This window comes from Neorhizobium galegae, assembly GCF_017877135.1.
In the GTDB taxonomy this organism is placed as follows: Bacteria; Pseudomonadota; Alphaproteobacteria; order Rhizobiales; family Rhizobiaceae; genus Neorhizobium; species Neorhizobium galegae_A.
In genome coordinates, this window is the sequence record NZ_JAGIPH010000001.1 from 1276205 (window position 1) to 1291804 (window position 15600).

Sequence of the window (15600 nt, forward strand, 5' to 3'; positions counted from 1 at the left end):
GATCTTCACACGGAAACCATCATGTCCGATCTGGAAAACCTGAAGACCTCGCTTCTTGCCGATATCGCCGCTGCCGCCGACGAGCCGGCCATCGAGGCGGTGCGCGTGGCAGCCCTTGGCAAGAAGGGATCCGTATCCGAGCTCCTCAAGACGCTGGGCACCATGACCCCGGACGAGCGCCAGACCCGCGGCGCGGCGATCAATGCGCTGAAGACCGAGGTGACGGAAGCGCTAGCCGCCCGCAAGGCCGTGCTTCGCGATGCCGCGATCAACGCCCGTCTTGCCGCTGAAACGCTCGACGTGACGCTGCCGGTGCGCTCCTCGCCGGCCGAGCGCGGCCGTATCCATCCGATCAGCCAGATCGTCGATGAAATCACCGCGATCTTTGCCGACATGGGCTTTTCCATCGCGGAAGGTCCCGATATCGAGACCGACTATTACAATTTCACCGCGCTCAATTTCCCCGAAGGCCATCCGGCCCGCGAGATGCACGACACCTTCTTTTTCCAGCCGGACGAGAATGGCGAGCGCAAGGTTCTGCGCACCCATACCTCGCCCGTGCAGGTGCGCACCATGGAAACCCAGAAGCCGCCGATCCGCATCGTCATTCCCGGCAAGACCTATCGCCAGGACAGCGACGCCACCCATTCGCCGATGTTCCATCAGGTCGAAGGCCTCGTCATCGACAAAAAGAGCCATGTCGGCAATATCCGCTGGGTTCTCGAAGAATTCTGCAAGGCCTTCTTCGAGGTGGACAACGTCACCATGCGCTTCCGCCCGTCCTTCTTCCCCTTCACTGAGCCGAGCTTCGAGGTGGACATCCAGTGCGACCGCTCGTCCGGCCCGATCGTCAAGTTCGGCGAGGGCACCGACTGGATGGAAATCCTCGGCTGCGGCATGGTACACCCGAACGTGCTGCGCGCCGTCGGCCTCGATCCCGATGAATACCAAGGCTTTGCCTGGGGCATGGGCCTCGACCGCATCGCCATGCTGAAATACGGCATGCCGGACCTGCGCGACTTCTTCAACGCCGACGTGCGCTGGATGAGCCATTACGGTTTCCGCCCGCTCGACATGCCGACGCTGTTCGGCGGTCTGAGCGCTTAAACGAGATGCCGACGGTCCTTCGCAAATACGGTTTCCGTTTCCACTTCTACGGTTTTGACATGAACGAGCCCCGGCACATTCATGTCACCGGTCACGGGGGGACGGCAAAGATCTGGCTCGAGCCGATCGAACTGGTCGAAGCGAAGGGCTTCAACACCGGAGATCTGAAGCGTATCATGGACGTCGTAAATGATCACCACGGGCAATTTGTGGAGGCATGGGATGAATTCGCCAAGTCTGTATCCTGAGAACGAACGTCCGGTGGAAGCATGGTGCGATCTGCATAACGTCCATGTCCGCCTTGCCGATGGACGCGAGGTGGTCACGCCGTTGTGGTGGTATCCGAGCCTTTACGCGGCAACGCCAGCGGAACGCAACAATGTCGAGTTGATGGTGGCAGGTGTTCATTGGCCGGATGTCGATGAGGATCTGTCTGTGCGCGGCATGTTGGCGGGTTGGAAGTACCCCAAGGCCAAGGCTCCGGACAAGGCGGCCTAGGATCCTTCCATGTCACTGCTCAAGCGGGTTTCTCTTCTTGTTTCGACAATACCGCCTGTCAGCCGATCCGGGTTCTGACGCAAGTGCCGAAAACGCCCAAGCTCGAGATGGCGCTGTGTAACGGTTGCTTTGAGCCAAAAAGATCACTGCGGGCAAACTTCGAAAGATGTTGCCTTTCACGTTTTAAATAGCACAGGCGCTGACCGCGAATTGCGCTCTGGTAATGGTGGAAAATACCCATGAAATTCACGCTCTCCTGGCTGAAGGAACATCTGGAAACCGACGCGACGCTCGATGAGGTTTGCGAGCGCCTGACGGCGATCGGTCTCGAAGTCGAGGATGTCGATGACAAGGCGGCCTACTGGCCCTTCGTCATTGCCAAGGTCCTCTCGGCCGAAAAGCATCCGTCCGCCGACCGGCTGAAGGTGTTGATGGTGGATGCCGGCGGTGAAAAGCCAGTGCAGGTTGTCTGCGGTGCGCCGAATGCGCGGGCGGGCCTTGTCGGTGCGCTGGCGCAGCCGGGCACCTATGTGCCGGGTCTCGATGTCACGCTTGCCGTCGGCAATATCCGCGGTGTCGAAAGCCATGGCATGATGTGCTCCGAAAAGGAGCTGAACATGTCGGACAATCATGACGGCATCATCGACCTGCCGGCCGATGCGCCGGTCGGCACGCCTTTTGCCGCTTATGCCGGTCTCGACGACCCGATGATCGAGATCAACCTGACGCCGAACCGTCCGGATTGCACGAGCATTTTCGGGATCGCGCGCGATCTCGCCGCCTCCGGCCTTGGCACGCTGAAGCAGCCGAAGGCGCCCGATTTTTCCGTATCCGGCGAAACACCGGTGGAGGTCGTGATCGATCTTGACGATGAAAAGCTCTGCCCCGGCTTTGCGCTGCGCCTCGTGCGCGGCGTGAAAAACGGCCCGAGCCCGGCCTGGATGCAGCAGCGGCTCAAAGCGATCGGCCTTCGTCCGATCAATGCGCTGGTCGACATCACCAATTACATGACCTTCGACCAGGGCCGGCCGATGCATGTCTTCGATGCCGCCAAGGTTTCGGGCAACCTCACTGTGCGCCGGGCAAAAGACGGCGAGGAGATTCTGGCGCTCGACACCCGCACCTACACGCTGTCACCATCGAATGTGGTGATTGCCGATGATAAGGGCGTCGAATCCATCGGCGGCATCATGGGCGGCGAGCATTCCGGCTGCGACGAGAACACCGTGGACGTGCTGATCGAATCGGCGCTCTGGGACCCGATCAACATCGCCAAATCCGGCCGGGCGCTCGGCATCATCACCGATGCGCGCTACCGTTTCGAACGCGGCGTCGATCCGAACTACATGATGCCGGGGCTGGAGCGCACGACGCAGCTGGTACTGGAGCTTTGCGGCGGCACCGCCGCCAAGGCGAAAGTGGCCGGCTACAAGGGCTATGACGCCCGCCATGTCGAGTTTCCCTTCTCCGAGGTGAAGCGCCTGACGGGGCTTGACGTCTCCGTCGAGGAGAGCCGCACGATCCTGACCGCGCTCGGCTTCGAGATCGTCTCGGGCAATGAGGAACGTGCCACCGTTGCCGTGCCCTCCTGGCGCCCGGATGTGGATGGCAAGGCGGACCTCGTCGAGGAGGTGATGCGCATCCACGGCGTCGACAAGATCCTGCCTGCACCGCTGGAACACCAGGGCGCCGTCAACGGCCGCATCCTGACGACGCTGCAGATCCGCACCCGTACGGCCAAGCGCGCGCTTGCTTCGCGCGGCATGCTGGAAGCCGTCACCTGGTCCTTCATTCCGGAAGACCAGGCAAAGCTGTTCGGCGGCGGCAAGCCTTCGCTGAAACTGGTGAACCCGATTGCCGCCGACATGTCGGACATGCGCCCCTCGCTTCTGCCGGGGCTTTTGACGGCGGCTCAGCGCAATGCCGACAAGGGCTTTGGCGATGTGGCGATCTTCGAGGTCTCCGGCACCTATGAGGGCGACACGCCGGAGGCCCAGCGGCGTGTGGCCGGCGGCATCCGCCGCGGCACGGCCTCGCTTGCCGGTGCCGGCAAATCCTGGTCGAATGCGGCAAAGGGGGGCGGCAAGCCGGTCGATGTCTATGATGCCAAGGCCGATGCGCTCGCCGTGATCGAGGCCTGCGGCCTGCCGATGGCTAATGTGCAGGTGGAGCAGGGCGGCCCTGCCTGGTATCACCCGGGCCGGTCCGGCACGATCAAGATGGGCCCGAAAGTGGTGCTCGGCCATTTCGGGGAGTTCCACCCCAATACGCTGTCGGCGCTGGACGTGACCGGCGCGCTGTGCGGCTTCGAGGTCTATCTCGACGCTATGCCGGAGCCGAAGAAGAAGGCGACCCGCACCAAGCCGGCGCTTGATCTTTCGCCCTTCCAGATGGTGAAGCGCGATTTCGCCTTTGTGGTGGATCGCACCGTGGAGGCCGGCGCCCTCATCAAGGCCGCCACCACCGCCGACCGCAAGCTGGTGACCGGCGTTTCCGTCTTCGACGTGTTCGAGGGGGCTTCGCTCGGCGAAAACAAGAAGTCGATCGCCATCGAAGTGCTGATCCAGCCCGTCGACAAGACGCTGACGGACGAGGATTTTGATGCGCTGACGAAAAAGATCGTCGCAAACGTTGAAAAATCGACCGGCGGCATTTTGCGCGCCTGAGGTTTTCCGCAAAACGAACTGCCGTTCCCGAATGGCGGCTCCGTTCTCTTCGCGCCCCTTTCTTGCCCGCAAGAGAGGGGCGTTTTCATGCGGCACCGCGGCCCGCAATCTGCCCTTCGTTTCAGAAGCTATCAAAGAACGGACATGCGGATCCAAGATTCGTAAAGAGCCATGGGCGAGCGGCCACGCGGCAGCAAAACCCGTGTTTCAACGATAGGCGGACCGGGGGCTGAAGGCTGCCTCGTATGAATTTTATAGAAGTGACACCTTTCAGCGCCCCGTTCAGCGGTTTCTGCTCGCTCGTGGGGTCCCTCTGCCTGACAGGTGATTTCTTAGGCTTTGCCATCGCCGCACTCCCGAAAGCCGGGAGCGGACAGCGGGCGACGAACCCGAAAAACCTCCTGCCCCCCTGTGTGCCGCACAGACACGCCCGGCGCGATTTATCGAACAGGAAACGGCAAGGACCTGTCCGGGGCCTGCCATTTCCCCCGTGTCGCCGGAGGGAGACCAGTTTCCGCGAACCCGGTGCATGAGGTTTTGCGTCTGACCCTCACATCCCGCGCCGGCCCCGCATCGCCAGAACGCCTTCTGGTGTATCCGCTGCGAGACGGAGCCATTGTAAGTAAGGTTGTGGGGGATGAGGAAATTGTGATGGAGATTTTTTAAACGAGCCGTAGCTAGCAGCGCAGTTGCGCGATTACGACCTCGTCTGCGTCAACATGGCTGATGTCTCATCGTACCGTATCGCGGTAAGGGTCCCCTTAAAGTCGACAATGTCAACGAACAGCCCGGAATATAAAAATGTGGGATTGGTTTCCTATCGTCTTCTTCCCGCTCAAGATTCTCGTGCTCGGGATCGGCATGTTCTTCGCCATCAAGTGGCATCGCGATCAGGAAAAGAAGAATAACAAGACCCGCCAGCCGTAGAAGCGGCGGCGAATGCCCCCTCATCCGCCTGCCGGCACCGCCTTGCCTTGGAGCCAGGAGTCAGAGCAGTGCCGTCTGCGCTTTTTTACCCTTACGCTGCGTCCGTGACGCGGATTTCGATACCGAGATGGGCGGCGGCGGCGATGTTGACGAGGGCGTCGAGCGAGAACTTTGAGAGCTTGCCGCGCAACAGGTCATTCGTGCGGGGACGCGTCAGGCCAAGACGTTTGGCGGCCTCTTCCTGAGAGAGGTCCCAGCGCTTCACCGCTTTGCGGATTTCATAAAGCAGTGTGGAGCGGGCCTTGAGGTTTGCAGCTTCCTGCGCTGTGTCGGTCAGGGCATCCCAGACATTTTCATAGGTCTCCGCCGTCATCGTTCTGCCTTCCATCGTTTCAACCGTTGCGTCGCCAGATCGAGGTCTTTCTTCGATGTCGCCTGCGATTTCTTCTGGAAGGCATGAAGGACCAGAACCCGGTCTTCCAGGGCTGCCAGATAGAGGATGCGAAAGGCGCCGGACGGCTCTCGAATTCTGATCTCCTTGACGCCGGGGCCGACCGTTTGCATGGGTTTCCAGTCATCGGGGTCATCCCCGCGCTGGACAAGTTCGAGCTGCCAGCCGGCCTCAAGGCGCGCCTCTTCGGGAAACGCACGAACATCCGCCCGACTGCTTCCAAGCCATTCGATCAGCTTCATGGCTGAATTGTATCAATAACGATACAGCATGACCAGTGAGGAAATTGCATTCGGCATTTCGTCAGGGGTGGGCCAGCGACAGTGGATGCCGTCCCCTCACCGCCTGCATCCGGCGGTCCCTTCTCCTTTCGAGGAGAAGGGGGCACGCGGTTGGTGCCTGCGATCAGAGGCTGACGCGGCGGCCTTCCTTGTCGGCGTTCTTGTGGTCGCTGCCGTGTTTTTCGAGGATGGCCTTGGCATCTTCCAGCGAAATGCGGTGCCGCTTGGCAAAGGCAACGGGTTCATAGGCCTTATCGGCGGTTTTCTGATCGGACATGATCTGTCTCCAAGGGTCGGGGCGCCGGCGGGATGCCGGTGTGCCGTACGGTATCGGTCGAGAGGTTTTGAGGCGCGCGTCCATGAAACCGGACATCCGCGCGCAGAAAAATGGGCCTGACGGCCCCTCGAGGCTTTATATGGGTATTGAGGCGCAAAAGCTCAATATTTGTTCTTGCGCAGTGTCTTGTTGCCCTTTGGGCCGCTGTAGACGGGAGTGCGATCGCGGTTTTCGGCAGTCAGCGTGCGCCAGCGCTCCAGCCGGTCGGCATCGAGCGTGCCGGCTTTCACGGCCGCCTGCACGGCGCAGCCGGGCTCGTGCGCATGGGTGCAATCGCGAAATCGGCAGTGGGGGGCAAGCTCGGTGATTTCGGCAAAGAGTGTGTCGATGCCGCCGGTGATGTCGCTCACATAGAGCGTGCGGATGCCGGGCGTATCGATGACCCAGCCGCCGCCGGCCATTTCATGCAGGGAGCGGGCCGTCGTGGTGTGGCGGCCCTTGGCATCGTGTTCGCGGATGGCACCGGTCTTTTGCGGGGTCTCTGTGGACGGGCCGGCAAGCGTATTGACCAGCGTCGACTTGCCGACACCGGACGAGCCGACGAGCGCCACCGTCTGGCCTTGCGCACACCAGGGCTTTAAGGGTTCGACGGCATCGGCAGCGCGCGCATTGACGACGACGACGGGCAGATCGCGCTGCAGGGCGGCGGCCTGTGTCGCATAGGTTTCGGCATCTGCCACCAGATCGGCCTTAGTGAGCACGATGACCGGGCGCGTGCCGGCCTCGTTTGCCATGATGAGATAGCGTTCCAGCCGCGACAGGTTGAAATCGGCATTGCAGGAGGTGACGATGAACAGCGTATCGACATTGGCAGCCGCCAGCTGCTGGCCGATGGCGCCTTCCGTGCGCCTTTGCAGCAGGGTGCGGCGCTCGAGGCGGCGCGTGAGAAGGCCGCTCTGCGGCTCCGCCAGCACCCAGTCACCCACGGCATAATCGGCAGTGTTGGCGTTCGGGGCAAGTTCGAGGTGAGCGGGGCCGTCGGCATCGATCGCCTCAAGCCGCGCCCGGTGCACGGACGAAATGCGCCGCACCAGACAGATCTCCTCGCCGGGCCTTATCTGCCCGGCAAAAAAATCCGACCAGCCCAGCCGCTGAAGTGCGGCGGTGCCGCGAGGAGCCGTCAAGAACGGGCCCGATGGGTAAGAGAAGAGGCCATGTGTGTTCGCTTTCCGTCGCCTGATCGCGGTCTTTGCCTGTCTCTTAGCGCAGAAACGGTCCGCTGACGCGGGAAATGTTTTGGGGGAACGGGATTTCGTGCCGGGGGTTGGTCGAGAAGGCCATGACCGGACGTTGACGGCCTTGCCGTCGCTCCGGGTTGTGCCCCCGGCCCTTCGCTTGGGCTCCGGGCTTTCGTCGCTGCTATCGATCCGCTGGATCGATGGCTTGGCCTTTGGCCGTCGCTCCGGGTTGCCCCCCGGCCCTTCGCTTAGGGCTCAGGGCGTTCGTCGCTGCTATCGATCCACTGGATCGATAGCTTGGCCTTCGGCCGTCGCTCCGGGTTGCACCCCCCGGCCCTTCGCTTGAGCTCAGGGCGTTCGTCGCTGCTATCGATCCACTGGATCGATAGCTTGGCCTTCGGCCAACCGCTCCTCACCCCTGCCCAATCAGGATGCCGGCGGCGAGGACGAGGGAGCCGCCGAAGACCACCTGGAAGACGGCCCGCAGGAAGGGCGTTTCCATGAAACGGTTCTGGATGAAGGCGATCGCCCACAGCTCGACGAAGACGACGATGGCCGCGACAATGGTCGCCGTCCAGAAATGCGGAATAAGATAGGGCAGCGCGTGGCCGAGGCCGCCGATGGCGGTCATGATGCCGGAGGCAAGGCCCCGCTTCAGCGGCGAGCCGCGGCCCGACAGCTTGCCATCGTCATGGGCGGCCTCCGTAAAGCCCATGGAAATGCCGGCACCGACCGAGGCCGACAGGCCGATGAGGAAGGTCGACCAGGTATCGCCGGTGGCAAAGGCCGCCGCAAAGATCGGCGCTAGCGTCGATACCGACCCGTCCATCAGGCCGGCAAGACCCGGTTGCACATAGGTCAGGATGAACTGGCGACGTTCGCCGGCCGTTTCCGCCTCGCGAACCTCTTCCGGCGTATGCTTGTCGCCCAACATATGGGCAATTTCGCCATGCCCCTGCTCGGCGAGCGCCAGATCGCCCAGCAACTGACGGGTCGAGGCGTCGCTTACGCGCTTCATGGCTTCCGTGTAGAAGCGGAAGGCCTGCGCTTCCATGATCTCGGCCTGGGCGCGGATGGTGTCCAGCGACAGGTTGGTCATCAGCCAGTCGGGCCGGCGCTGATAGAAGCCACGCACATGCTCGCGGCGGATGAGCGGAATGGTTTCGCCGAACCGCTGCCGGAACTGGCCGATCAGCATGTTGCGGTGGGATTGCTCCACCTCCGCCATGTCGCGAAACACCTTAGCCGAATCCGGCGCACGATCGGCAAGGGATGCGGCATAGGACTGATAGATCCGCGCATCCTCTTCTTCCGAGGAAATGGCAAGCGCCAGGATTTCAGCCTCGCTCAGCGTTTCGAAGGCGCGGCGTCCGCCGGCGCGAAACAATTCAAACATGGCGATGACCTCTTTTAGAATTATTCTAATTTTAACGCGAGACGGGGGAAATTCAAGCCCGATGCGGTGCAAAAATCGCAAAGGGAAAGCGGAAGCGCTGTCGCAAGGATGCGACGCCAGAGGTTGCCGATGCGCAATCTTCCGCCATTTTGGCTTGCAGGCACAGCAACAAAATGATTTAGGGCTAAAACGCATGCCGCATCATGATGAAATTAAAGGCGTAAGTTCCATGAACCGCAGATCCTTCTTTCGCCAGGCCGGTGCAGCCGGTGTTGGCGCCGCAGCCCTTGCCGCCCCCGCCATCGCGCAGGAAAGCCCGGATATTACCTGGCGCCTGACCTCGTCCTTCCCGAAGAGCCTTGATGTTCTGTTCAATTCCTCGACGGAAATCGCCAAGAGCGTCTCGGAAGCAACCGACGGCAAGTTCAGGATCCAGACCTATGCGGCCGGCGAAATCGTGCCGCCGCTGCAGGCTGCCGACGCGGTGGCCGCCGGCACGGTGGAAATGGCCCATACCTGCGCCTATTACTATGTGGGCAAGGATCCGACCTTTGCACTGGGCACGGCCATTCCCTTCGGCCTCAATGCCCGGCTTGCCAATTCCTGGTTCTCGGTTGGCGGCGGCACCGAACTGCTCAACGAATTCTTTGCCGGCCACAATCTTTATGCGCTGCCGGCCGGCAATACCGGCGCCCAGATGGGCGGCTGGTTTCGCAAGGAAATCAAGACCGTCGATGATCTGAAGGGTCTGAAGATGCGCATCGCGGGCTTGGCCGGCCAGGTGATGACCAAGGTGGGCGTGACGCCGCAGCAGATTGCCGGCGGTGACGTTTATGCGGCGCTCGAAAAGGGTACGATCGATGCCACCGAATTCGTCGGTCCCTATGACGATCACAAGCTCGGCTTCTACAAGGTTGCCAAATATTACTACTACCCGGCCTGGTGGGAAGGGGGCCCGACGGTGCATGCCTTCTTCAACCTGGAAAAGTTCAAGGCGCTTCCCAAGCGTTATCAGCGCGTGCTGACCGATGCCTGCGCGCGGGCAAATGCGCTGATGCTGGAAAGCTATGATGCGCTGAACGCCAAGGCGCTGCGCCAGCTGGTGGCCGAAGGCGCCGTGCTGAAGCCGTTCAGCCAGGATATCCTGGAGGTCTGCTACAAGGCGGCCCAGGAAACCTACGCGGAAATCTCCGCCAAGAACCCGGCCTTCAAGAAGATCTACGACAGCCAGCAGGCCTTCAAAAAGGATGGTTACCTGTGGCTGCAGATTGCCGACTACAGCTTCGACACGTTCATGATGATCCAGCAGCGCAACGGCAATCTTTGAGACGCCGAAGAGCCCTGATCGACACGGCGGCCACGCAAGTGAGCCGCCGTTTTTTGTTGCGCCCCGGCAAGAGGTTTGGCGGCAGCCGACGCAAGCTGCGATCGCGCGCTATAACATTTGATATTGCGCGACAGTCTTCGATGCCTATGGTGGCGGGCGTCAACCGGAGAGAACCATGCCTCATTCGGACGTGCGGTTTTACCCGAACATTCTGGTGCCCAGCGATTTTGCGGTGATCGACGCGGTCATCCGCTCCATCGTGTTTACCGGCAGCGGCAAGCCCAACAAGCTTGACCAGGAGAAGCTGGCGCGCATCGTGCTGCGCCTCTACCGCATGGGCCTGACCGATCCGGCAAAGCTCTCGATGTTTGCTGCAAGGCTTGCAGACCACGCGCGGATCACCGGCAGTGCCGCCGACCGCTTTTCCGCAAGCCGCTCCGGCAAAGCCGCAGGCGCGAGCCCCGAAAGCACCGGCGGGACGCGATCATCGACCGGGCCCCGCCGCTGAATATCGTCCGCCTCGGCCAGTCCGGCCGACGCCCTTTGACCGTCAGTTGCGGCCGTTGTTCGGGCGCGCCTTGGAGCCGACGCGGTCATTGCCGCTGATCGTCTTGCCGTCCGGCTCCTGGCCGTAATAGGTGCCGCCGAGATGGCCGCCGGCGCTGGTATTGTCCACCTGTGCCTTGGCCCGATCCTGCTGCGCCTTGATATCGGTCTTGGTCATGTTCGCCTCCGTTTTCATGTCGGTCGAACAGGACTAACAGCCTGAGAGCGGTGAGGTTCCTGACTTTTTCACTCCGGATGCGCGTTCAGCCGACCCGTTTGTAGAACAGCGTGGTGTCGCAGAACCCGCCCTGCGGCCAGAGCGCATAATCGGGGATGACGCCGACCCGCTGCCAGCCAAAGCGGGGATAGATCGCCTCCGCATCGCTGCCGGTTGCCGTGTCCAGCACCAGGAGCGTGCGCCCGCGCCGGGCGGCCTCCTGCTCCACCAGATCCATCAGCTTGCGCGACAGGCCGAGACCGCGCGCATCGCGATGCACCAGAAGCTTCATCAGATCGCCGCGATGCGGCTGGTTCGGTTTCTGGGCAAGCCCGACCTGCACCGTGGCCACCACCCGGCCCTCGATCTCAGCCACCGCCAGGATCGTCTGACCAAGGCGCACCGCTTCAGCCACGCCGCGCCAGTAAGCCTGCGCATCGCCAGGGGTGAACGGCAGCATGAAGCCCAGAGAGGCGCCGCCATTGATACAATCGCTCAGCACATCGCAAAGGTCATCGATCGCCTGTTCGGCAGCCTGCGCGTCAAGAATGTGAAAACTGGTCATCGGAAAATCTCGTTCAGTTTTTTGGAGGAATGCTCGGACGGGATCATCGTCCGGGAACTTGTCCGCGATCCAGAATGACGCCGTAGCGGGCGAGCTGGTCGGACGGATTGAAGAAGGCAAAGGCGTCGCCGATATCCATGAACAGGCAATCGCCGGGGTGAAGCCGGTGGGTTTCGCCGGCAAGCTCCATGTCGAGCACGCCGGCAAACAGCCAGACATGCTGCGTCATGAACCGGCTTTCCGGCCGCGGCGGAAAGGAGACGCGCGCACCCGGCGGAAACTCCACCTCGACGATATCGACCCTTGACGGCATGCCGGGCGGCGAGACCGAGCGGCGCAGATAGCCGGTCGTCGGATCGCGCCAGAGGCGCTGCGTCTCGCGACGCGACACGGGCGACGTTCCGGGATCATCAGGGGCAAAGAAGGCCGAGAGCGACAGGCCGAGCGCCTCGCAGAGCCGTGCCAAAAGGGCCGCCGTCGGGCTTGCCTCCCCTCGCTCGATGCGCGAAATCATCGCGCGGCTGACACGCGCATCGGCCGCCAGACGGTCCAGCGTGAACTTCTGCGCAAGCCGCAGCGCCTTCAGCCGGTCACCGATCGCGATTTCGAAATCCTGATCTGTCTTTTCCATGAAAAGAGTTTGCATTTCTCTTATAATGGAGTCAATCGCTCTCATAGTGGATTTTTGAGACGCGCCTGACGGGGACGAACGGGATGTCGGCGTTTTCGCGATAGCCACGCACACCGTCCGTTCGCTAGGATGAACCAAAGCTCCCGCATCCGCGCGCTCAACCGCGCCGGCCTCGTCGTGTGCCTGCCTTCATGGAGTTTCGATGCACGACAAGCCCTTATCCGGCGCATCCCCGCTGTCGATTGCCAGCATCGTCCTGTCGATGTCGACGGCGGCTGTCGGCAGCGGCCTGATGTTTGCCTACAGCCCCTACATGCTGGCCCGCTCGGAGGCGGCCAGCTGGGCGCCGGGAGCAGCCGTCACGGCCGTTGCCTTCGGCGGGCTGGTGGGCTGCGTCGTCACCGGCCCGCTGATCCGCCGGGTCGGCCATGCGCGGCTTTTTGCCTGCTCGATGGCCATCGTCATCATCGCCGCCGTCATCATCGCCTCGGGACTTCCGGCCGGCTGGTGGATTCTGGCCCGCGGGCTTTATGGCGCTGCAGCCAACTGCAATTTCATCATCGCGCAGAGCTGGCTGAATCATGCCGCCTCCAATGCCTGGCGCGGACGGGCGATGTCCTTCTTCTATATGGCCTATGTGCTGGCGCTCGGCTGCGGGGCCTGGCTGTTTGGCCAGATCTCCACCGCCGGCAACGTGACACCGCTGCTGACCGTGCTGTTTACGGCACTTGCGATCCTGCCGATCGGGCTCACCCGCCTGCCCAACCCGCCCGCGCCGGCGCGCGTCAACGTCGACCTGCGCATGGCCTGGCGCATTTCGCCGGTCGGCCTGATCGGCGTGCTGGCCTCCGGCGGGCTTTCCATGGTGGTGCAGGGTTTCGTGCCGATCTATGCCGCCGTCAACAACGTGTCGCAGAGCCAGGTGGCGCTGTTGATGTTCGTGATGCAGACCGGCCTGCTCTTCGTGCAATATCCGCTCGGCATCCTGTCGGACCGCATCGACCGGCGCCGGGTGCTGCTCATCACCTGCGTCCTCATCACCTGCGCTGCGGGCGCAGCACTGTTCACCTCCTTTTCCCAGATGATCGTCCTGATGATCGTCTTCCTGGTGTTCGGCGGCGCCATCGAGACGATCTATTCCATCGCCAATGCCCATTCCAACGACCGCGCCGATCCGGATGACTATGTACCGCTGTCGAGCACGCTGCTGGTGGCCTGGTCGGCGGCGGCAACCGTGGTGCCTCTGGGCGTGACTGCACTCACGCCGGTGCTCGGCCAGAAGACCTTTATCGGCGCCGCCATGCTGGTGGCGATCGCCTATGGCATATTCGTGCTGTGGCGGCTCAACGAGCGCAACCCGGTGCCCTCGCAGGCGCGCGAGACGTTCGAACTGCGCAGCGCCCAGGTGCCGAATGCCGCCACTCTGACCGATCCCGATGCCGGGCTGCCGGACCCCTGAGACGCAAGCCAGGGAGGCCCGACCGCTGCCGACGGCAAGCCGTGGGCGGAAAGACGGCACCAGAAGACCGGATTTTGCCCGCGCGCAGGCTGTTTTCGCCCTCTCTTGCTTATTTTCCCGCTAGGCGTTGAAACGGGCCGCTGCTATATGCGCGACCATGAGCACCGATCGCACGCCCCTCGACCATATCCGCAACTTTTCCATCGTCGCCCATATCGACCATGGCAAGTCCACCCTCGCCGACCGTCTGATCCAGATGACCGGGGGCCTTGCCGAGCGCGAGATGTCCGAGCAGGTGCTGGACTCGATGGATATCGAGAAGGAACGCGGCATCACCATCAAGGCCCAGACGGTGCGCCTGCACTACAAGGCCAACAATGGCGAAACCTATGTGCTGAACCTGATCGACACGCCCGGCCATGTCGACTTCGCCTATGAAGTGTCGCGCTCGCTGTCTGCCTGCGAAGGCTCGCTGCTGGTCGTCGATGCGTCGCAGGGCGTGGAAGCGCAGACGCTGGCCAACGTCTATCAGGCGATCGACAACAATCATGAGCTGGTGACGGTCCTCAACAAGGTGGATCTGCCGGCCGCCGAGCCCGAGCGTATCAAGGAACAGATCGAGGAAGTGATCGGCATCGATGCTTCCGAAGCCGTGCTGATTTCGGCAAAGACGGGCCTCGGCATCCCCGACGTTCTGGAAGCCATCGTGCACAAGCTGCCGGCGCCGAAGAGCGAAGGCGGCGAGAAGGCTCCACTGAAGGCGCTGCTCGTCGACAGCTGGTACGATACCTATCTCGGCGTCATGGTTCTCGTGCGCGTGCTGGACGGCGTCCTGTCCAAGGGCCAGGTCATCCGCATGATGGGTACGGATGCCAAATACAATGTCGAGCGCGTTGGCGTGCTGACCCCGAAAATGGTGTCCGTCGATTCACTGGGGCCCGGCGAAATCGGCTTCTTCACCGGTTCGATCAAGGAAGTGGCCGATACCCGCGTCGGTGATACGATCACCGAAGACAAGCGCCCGACCGACAAGATGCTGCCGGGCTTCAAGCCGGCGCAGCCGGTCGTGTTCTGCGGCCTCTTCCCGGTCGATGCGGCAGACTTCGAAGACCTGCGCGCTGCCATGGGGAAGCTGCGCCTCAACGACGCCTCCTTCTCCTTCGAAATGGAATCATCCGCGGCCCTCGGCTTCGGCTTCCGCTGCGGCTTCCTCGGCCTGCTCCACCTCGAAATCATCCAGGAGCGCCTCGAGCGTGAATTCGATCTCGACCTGATCGCGACCGCGCCCTCCGTCGTCTACAAGCTCTACATGACCGACGGCACCGAGCGCGAGCTGCACAATCCCGCCGACATGCCCGACGTCGTGCGGATCGACGAAATCCACGAGCCGTGGATCAAGGCGACGATCCTCACCCCCGACGATTATCTCGGCGGGATCCTCAAGCTCTGCCAGGACCGGCGCGGCATCCAGACCGAGCTTACCTATGTGGGCAAGCGCGCGATGATCACCTATGAGCTCCCGCTCAACGAAGTGGTCTTCGATTTCTACGATCGCCTGAAGTCGATCTCGAAGGGCTATGCCTCCTTCGACTACCATCTCGATACCTATCGCGAGGGCAACCTCGTGAAAATGTCGATCATGGTGAATGGCGAGCCGGTCGATGCGCTCTCCATGCTGGTCCACCGTTCGGCGGCGGAAAAGCGCGGCCGCGACATGTGCGAAAAGCTGAAGGACCTCATTCCGCGCCACATGTTCAAGATCCCGATCCAGGCTGCCATCGGCGGCAACGTGATCGCGCGCGAAACCATATCGGCCATGCGCAAGGACGTGACGGCAAAGTGCTACGGCGGCGACGCATCGCGCAAGCGCAAGCTTCTCGACAAGCAGAAGGCCGGCAAGAAGCGCATGCGCCAGTTCGGCAAGGTGGAAATCCCGCAGGAAGCGTTTATCGCCGCGCTGAAGATGAGCGACGAATAGGCTTCTCAAGCGAGACTATCTGCCTCATAATCCGGC

General features: G+C 62.2%; 17 protein-coding genes. 9 read left to right on the forward strand and 8 right to left on the reverse strand.

What is annotated here, in order from left to right; all coding sequences use genetic code 11:
* The first annotated feature begins 21 nt into the window (after positions 1 to 21).
* The 5 genes from pheS to J2858_RS24230 all read left to right on the forward strand — a co-directional run bounded on the left by pheS (position 22) and on the right by J2858_RS24230 (position 5198).
* Positions 22 to 1107, forward strand: a complete 1086-nt coding sequence (pheS, locus tag J2858_RS06265; RefSeq protein ID WP_210103836.1) for a phenylalanine--tRNA ligase subunit alpha — start codon at positions 22 to 24, stop codon at positions 1105 to 1107.
* A 5-nt stretch (positions 1108 to 1112) separates the two neighbouring features.
* The gene (locus J2858_RS06270; protein ID WP_210103837.1) at positions 1113 to 1355 is read left to right on the forward strand and encodes a DUF4160 domain-containing protein; all 243 of its coding nucleotides are present in this window, start codon (positions 1113 to 1115) and stop codon (positions 1353 to 1355) included.
* Complete coding sequence (locus J2858_RS06275; RefSeq protein ID WP_210103838.1) at positions 1330 to 1605, forward strand: DUF2442 domain-containing protein; 276 nt, start codon at positions 1330 to 1332, stop codon at positions 1603 to 1605. The genes J2858_RS06270 and J2858_RS06275 overlap by 26 nt, the downstream gene beginning before the upstream one ends.
* A 239-nt stretch (positions 1606 to 1844) precedes the next feature.
* Positions 1845 to 4271 (forward strand): phenylalanine--tRNA ligase subunit beta, encoded by a 2427-nt coding sequence (gene pheT / locus J2858_RS06280; RefSeq protein WP_210103839.1) that lies wholly within the window; start codon positions 1845 to 1847, stop codon positions 4269 to 4271.
* 801 nt (positions 4272 to 5072) lie between these two features.
* Positions 5073 to 5198 carry a hypothetical protein gene (locus J2858_RS24230; RefSeq protein ID WP_281067715.1) on the forward strand — a complete coding sequence of 42 codons (126 nt, stop codon included), beginning with the start codon at positions 5073 to 5075 and terminating at the stop codon, positions 5196 to 5198.
* A 91-nt stretch (positions 5199 to 5289) separates the two neighbouring features.
* Here the strand turns inward: J2858_RS24230 and J2858_RS06285 are convergent, their stop codons facing one another.
* The 5 genes from J2858_RS06285 to mbfA all read right to left on the reverse strand — a co-directional run bounded on the left by J2858_RS06285 (position 5290) and on the right by mbfA (position 8841).
* Positions 5290 to 5571, reverse strand: a complete 282-nt coding sequence (locus J2858_RS06285; protein ID WP_210103840.1) for a helix-turn-helix domain-containing protein — start codon at positions 5569 to 5571, stop codon at positions 5290 to 5292.
* A complete protein-coding gene (locus tag J2858_RS06290) occupies positions 5568 to 5891 on the reverse strand; it encodes a type II toxin-antitoxin system RelE/ParE family toxin (protein ID WP_210103841.1) in 324 nt (107 codons plus the stop codon). The genes J2858_RS06285 and J2858_RS06290 overlap by 4 nt, the downstream gene beginning before the upstream one ends.
* A gap of 163 nt (positions 5892 to 6054) precedes the next feature.
* Entirely contained in the window at positions 6055 to 6207 is a 153-nt protein-coding gene (locus J2858_RS06295) for a hypothetical protein (protein WP_210103842.1), read from the reverse strand.
* 161 nt (positions 6208 to 6368) lie between these two features.
* Positions 6369 to 7391 carry a ribosome small subunit-dependent GTPase A gene (gene rsgA, locus J2858_RS06300; RefSeq protein WP_210103843.1) on the reverse strand — a complete coding sequence of 341 codons (1023 nt, stop codon included), beginning with the start codon at positions 7389 to 7391 and terminating at the stop codon, positions 6369 to 6371.
* Positions 7392 to 7857: 466 nt separating this feature from the next.
* Positions 7858 to 8841, reverse strand: coding sequence for an iron exporter MbfA (gene mbfA / locus J2858_RS06305; protein WP_210103844.1), 984 nt, complete (start codon positions 8839 to 8841; stop codon positions 7858 to 7860).
* 229 nt (positions 8842 to 9070) lie between these two features.
* On the opposite strand from mbfA, the gene J2858_RS06310 reads away from it, so the two are divergent.
* Both J2858_RS06310 and J2858_RS06315 read left to right on the forward strand, forming a co-directional pair.
* Positions 9071 to 10168, forward strand: coding sequence for a TRAP transporter substrate-binding protein (locus J2858_RS06310; protein WP_210103845.1), 1098 nt, complete (start codon positions 9071 to 9073; stop codon positions 10166 to 10168).
* A gap of 175 nt (positions 10169 to 10343) precedes the next feature.
* Complete coding sequence (locus J2858_RS06315) at positions 10344 to 10676, forward strand: hypothetical protein (protein WP_210103846.1); 333 nt, start codon at positions 10344 to 10346, stop codon at positions 10674 to 10676.
* A 42-nt stretch (positions 10677 to 10718) separates the two neighbouring features.
* Here J2858_RS06315 and J2858_RS06320 read toward each other — a convergent pair whose 3' ends face one another.
* The 3 genes from J2858_RS06320 to J2858_RS06330 form a co-directional block, all read right to left on the reverse strand.
* Positions 10719 to 10892 carry a hypothetical protein gene (locus J2858_RS06320; RefSeq protein ID WP_210103847.1) on the reverse strand — a complete coding sequence of 58 codons (174 nt, stop codon included), beginning with the start codon at positions 10890 to 10892 and terminating at the stop codon, positions 10719 to 10721.
* Positions 10893 to 10977: 85 nt separating this feature from the next.
* Complete coding sequence (locus tag J2858_RS06325) at positions 10978 to 11496, reverse strand: GNAT family N-acetyltransferase (protein WP_210103848.1); 519 nt, start codon at positions 11494 to 11496, stop codon at positions 10978 to 10980.
* Between the two features lie 43 nt (positions 11497 to 11539).
* Positions 11540 to 12127, reverse strand: coding sequence for a helix-turn-helix domain-containing protein (locus J2858_RS06330; RefSeq protein WP_210103849.1), 588 nt, complete (start codon positions 12125 to 12127; stop codon positions 11540 to 11542).
* A gap of 202 nt (positions 12128 to 12329) precedes the next feature.
* Between J2858_RS06330 and J2858_RS06335 the strand changes: the two genes are divergently transcribed.
* Positions 12330 to 13586 carry an MFS transporter gene (locus tag J2858_RS06335; protein WP_210103850.1) on the forward strand — a complete coding sequence of 419 codons (1257 nt, stop codon included), beginning with the start codon at positions 12330 to 12332 and terminating at the stop codon, positions 13584 to 13586.
* A gap of 157 nt (positions 13587 to 13743) precedes the next feature.
* Positions 13744 to 15564 (forward strand): translation elongation factor 4, encoded by a 1821-nt coding sequence (gene lepA, locus J2858_RS06340; RefSeq protein ID WP_210103851.1) that lies wholly within the window; start codon positions 13744 to 13746, stop codon positions 15562 to 15564.
* Positions 15565 to 15600: the final 36 nt, after the last annotated feature.

Bases quoted from the DNA above. Each gene is read 5' to 3' on its own strand.
- pheS (WP_210103836.1), top strand. From the start codon at position 22: ATGTCCGATCTGGAAAACCTGAAGACCTCGCTTCTTGCCGATATCGCC.
- J2858_RS06270 (WP_210103837.1), top strand. From the start codon at position 1,113: ATGCCGACGGTCCTTCGCAAATACGGTTTCCGTTTCCACTTCTACGGT.
- J2858_RS06275 (WP_210103838.1), top strand. From the start codon at position 1,330: ATGAATTCGCCAAGTCTGTATCCTGAGAACGAACGTCCGGTGGAAGCA.
- pheT (WP_210103839.1), top strand. From the start codon at position 1,845: ATGAAATTCACGCTCTCCTGGCTGAAGGAACATCTGGAAACCGACGCG.
- J2858_RS24230 (WP_281067715.1), top strand. From the start codon at position 5,073: ATGTGGGATTGGTTTCCTATCGTCTTCTTCCCGCTCAAGATTCTCGTG.
- J2858_RS06285 (WP_210103840.1), bottom strand. From the start codon at position 5,571: ATGACGGCGGAGACCTATGAAAATGTCTGGGATGCCCTGACCGACACA.
- J2858_RS06290 (WP_210103841.1), bottom strand. From the start codon at position 5,891: ATGAAGCTGATCGAATGGCTTGGAAGCAGTCGGGCGGATGTTCGTGCG.
- J2858_RS06295 (WP_210103842.1), bottom strand. From the start codon at position 6,207: ATGTCCGATCAGAAAACCGCCGATAAGGCCTATGAACCCGTTGCCTTT.
- mbfA (WP_210103844.1), bottom strand. From the start codon at position 8,841: ATGTTTGAATTGTTTCGCGCCGGCGGACGCCGCGCCTTCGAAACGCTG.
- J2858_RS06310 (WP_210103845.1), top strand. From the start codon at position 9,071: ATGAACCGCAGATCCTTCTTTCGCCAGGCCGGTGCAGCCGGTGTTGGC.
- J2858_RS06315 (WP_210103846.1), top strand. From the start codon at position 10,344: ATGCCTCATTCGGACGTGCGGTTTTACCCGAACATTCTGGTGCCCAGC.
- J2858_RS06320 (WP_210103847.1), bottom strand. From the start codon at position 10,892: ATGACCAAGACCGATATCAAGGCGCAGCAGGATCGGGCCAAGGCACAG.
- J2858_RS06325 (WP_210103848.1), bottom strand. From the start codon at position 11,496: ATGACCAGTTTTCACATTCTTGACGCGCAGGCTGCCGAACAGGCGATC.
- J2858_RS06330 (WP_210103849.1), bottom strand. From the start codon at position 12,127: ATGGAAAAGACAGATCAGGATTTCGAAATCGCGATCGGTGACCGGCTG.
- J2858_RS06335 (WP_210103850.1), top strand. From the start codon at position 12,330: ATGCACGACAAGCCCTTATCCGGCGCATCCCCGCTGTCGATTGCCAGC.
- lepA (WP_210103851.1), top strand. From the start codon at position 13,744: ATGAGCACCGATCGCACGCCCCTCGACCATATCCGCAACTTTTCCATC.